This is a genomic window from Bacillus cereus group sp. BfR-BA-01408, assembly GCF_022663305.1.
Taxonomy (GTDB): Bacteria; Bacillota; Bacilli; order Bacillales; family Bacillaceae_G; genus Bacillus_A; species Bacillus_A pacificus.
Window position 1 is genome coordinate 1 of record NZ_JAKUFF010000151.1, and the last position, 3,008, is coordinate 3,008.

Sequence of the window (3,008 nt, forward strand, 5' to 3'; positions counted from 1 at the left end):
CTACTTCTTGTACTTTTGCTTCTTCCTTAGGTTTTGCTACCTCTTGTACTTTCGCTTCTTCCTTAGATTTTGCTACTTCTTGTACTTTCGCTTCTTCCTTAGGCTTTACTACTTCTTGTACTTTCTCTTCTTCCTTAGGTTTTGCTACTTCTTGTACTTTCTCTTCTTCCTTAGGTTTTGCTACTTCTTGTACTTTTGCTTCTTCCTTAGGTTTTGCTACTTCTTGTACTTTCTCTTCTTCCTTAGGTTTAATTGTTTCTTTTGCCTTTGTTACCTTCTGTGTTTTAGCTTCTTCCTTAGCTTTAACCATTTTTTGCACTTTCGCTACTTGCTTCGTTTTCTCGTCAGCTTTTTTTTCAACTGGTGCTGTACTAGATAAGAAAGAAACATTTACATAAGCTGTTTTTCCTTTATACTCAAATTGTAGCCATCCATCTTTTACTTGGTTCGTTGATTCAATTACATCATCTTTTTTCAGTCTGCCAAGAATTTTTGATTCTGTGTTTGCTTCCGTACGAACATTTAATAAATTTGCTGTTACATGGTAAATATCTTTTGTAAACTCCGAGCTTACAAATACTTCTTTACCATTCAACTCAATTTTTGACCAGCCATCTTCAGTATTGATGACTTTTAATTCTTGCCCATTTTTTACCTTTTCGACTACTTTTGATTCCGTAGTCGGTTTTTCACGTACGTTGAGTACATCTGCTGTTACGATCGTTTCTGCGGTAGCAGTTGTAGTAAATGCTCCCAATCCGAAAACAGTTGCTGTTGCTGCGCCAATTACTTTTTTCATATGAGCCTCCATTATATTTTTTTGAATTCTATCAAATGCTTCCATAAATTCATGGAAGTATTTGTAACAATATATTAGTACCACTTAATATACTGCTATTAAAACTCCTTACTCCAATACTATCAAATTCTTATTTCTAATTCTATATATTATAAATTTCCTTATTTTCTATAAACGTTTTATGCCCTTCTTCACACTATATAGTTGTCGCAATTCCCGCCAAAAACAAACTGACGATTGCTAAAAATTGAGTAGTGACTATAGCCCCCTCATAATCTTTCACACTATATTCGCTCGTTTTTTGCAAAAAGTTCATTTTACATAAAAATTTATTTATTACAATAAGAATATAAGATATATTTTTAAAAAAGGAGGATTTCAAGAATGAATAAAGAGGATAAAATTCACGCTGAAAAAGTGTTAAACAATCTCTTCATCGGATCACAAATTGATGGATTACAATTTGGTATTTCTCCAGGCACTATAAAGATTCATTTCAAAAATTTTCACGCCCCCGTTGATTATGACGGACAATTATATATCAATATCGAATCAAAATGGTGTTTATTTAATAAACCTCCAAAAAGATATCCATTAAATGAAGATGAATTTGAAGATTATTCTGAGGAAGAAGAATATGAGAGAATATTTGAGATAAGAAGACAAAAAGTTACCGATATACAACTCGGCTTAGAAAGCCCTTATTTAATTGTTACATTAGAGAGTGGACAAATTATTTTTGTAAATGGTTTTCATGATTATTATGAATGTTGGCAAGCTGGTGTCCAATATGAGCAATGGCTTGTAGTTGCTGCACCTGGGAATGAAATCGCCACTTGGACTCCCGATGAGTTTATCGATAAATAAAGTGAAACTTTAATCAGTGGGGGTTTTCTTCATCCCCCACTGATTATTAGTTGAACCAATCGGACTTTTATGAGCAGTCGATCCCCCACCTAACTTCTCTGCTTTCGCTGAATTTTGAGGTGGGGGTCTTACTGCCCATTAAAGTCGGATAAACTAGTTTCACGAAGAAGAACCGAAGATATTTTATGAAGTACTATACTAATGAACTACATAACTATTTCTATTACTATTACACGTAAACAAAATGACTATTTTACTTTAATAGAACTCACTTTATTAAAGCTGAAAGGATGATATTGATAGCATGTGTCCATGATTTTGGAATAATTGATGATTTTACTTCTCGAAAAAATTACGAGGATTATACACCAGAGAAATATCATTGTATTTCTGTTGATGATGATATTATCAGTAGTTTAAATCAAAATTTATCAATTATGAAAACCTACTTCCATACAGTCAAAAATCAGGAATGCGGTTTAGTCTATTACGGTATTACAATTATCCCACCTGAATCATTAGCAATATTCTATGAAACAGTTACATCTTCAAAGTTCTTCAAAAGTTCTGATGAGCTGAATGAGTTAGCTTTAAAAATTGTACAAGCTACAACAGAACAAAAGTACATGATTCATTATGGGGTTTAAATGTAATACAAAAAAACTCTTAGGATTTCTCCCAAGAGTTTTTTGTATAGTACTAATAAATTTATTCATTAGTCATTTAGTCAATGCTTGAACCTATACCCTCATCTTTTACAAGTGAGGGCGCTCCTATTAATCTAAATAAGCGTCTCCTTCCCAAGCTTCCAACTAAACCATCTCCCATGCCCTTCTGTTTCTCCGACTGTTTCACGATATTCGTTTCCGTTAATATAATAATCAATATGAAGATCCCGGTCCCACATGTTGTTATATAAGTGGAATACATCACGTTTTGCACCTATTTCTTGGATTTGTTTTTCCAGCTTACGTTTTATTTGTTCAGGTATTTGATTTGCGACGTGTGTATGGAAAATACAGATAACCGCCTCTTCACTTATTCGTTCAATGATAGATGATAATAGCTCTACACCGTCTCCTTCTATTAATTGAACAGATTTATTTTTTACTAAAGATGCAGCTTGGTCAAACAGTTCAAGCCTTTCTTTATGTTCTGGCCATATGAGTGCACGTAGCCATAAATAATCTTCATCACTATGTAAATCATTTACATGTAAATCTAGTCCGATTCTTTCTACGACAGGTGGACTTTCTTTTAATAAATGAGGCACATTCTCCCCTCTTATTTCAGAAGTTACATGTACATTCGAATTTATATTTCCGTATGTTTCATCTGTACC

At 33.3% G+C, this 3,008-nt stretch carries 4 protein-coding genes and 1 pseudogene; 2 read left to right on the forward strand and 3 right to left on the reverse strand.

The annotated features are described in order from the left end of the window. On the reverse strand, positions 1-799 hold a 799-nt coding region (locus MR083_RS26325), incomplete at its 3' end, for an SH3 domain-containing protein (protein WP_242270077.1). A 196-nt stretch (positions 800-995) separates the two neighbouring features. Then, positions 996-1,067, reverse strand: a pseudogene (locus tag MR083_RS26330) (nitroreductase); the annotation flags it as partial. 116 nt (positions 1,068-1,183) lie between these two features. On the opposite strand from MR083_RS26330, the gene MR083_RS26335 reads away from it, so the two are divergent. Continuing rightward, entirely contained in the window at positions 1,184-1,666 is a 483-nt protein-coding gene (locus tag MR083_RS26335) for a hypothetical protein (RefSeq protein WP_242270078.1), read from the forward strand. Positions 1,667-1,956: 290 nt separating this feature from the next. Then, the gene (locus tag MR083_RS26340; RefSeq protein WP_011040445.1) at positions 1,957-2,313 is read left to right on the forward strand and encodes a hypothetical protein; all 357 of its coding nucleotides are present in this window, start codon (positions 1,957-1,959) and stop codon (positions 2,311-2,313) included. A gap of 134 nt (positions 2,314-2,447) precedes the next feature. Here the strand turns inward: MR083_RS26340 and MR083_RS26345 are convergent. Continuing rightward, positions 2,448-3,008 (reverse strand): DUF2332 domain-containing protein (locus tag MR083_RS26345; protein WP_242270079.1); only part of this gene is annotated, 561 nt, incomplete at its 5' end.

Coding starts and splice junctions, on each gene's coding strand:
- MR083_RS26335 (WP_242270078.1), top strand. CDS start 1,184: ATGAATAAAGAGGATAAAATTCACGCTGAAAAAGTGTTAAACAATCTC.
- MR083_RS26340 (WP_011040445.1), top strand. CDS start 1,957: ATGATATTGATAGCATGTGTCCATGATTTTGGAATAATTGATGATTTT.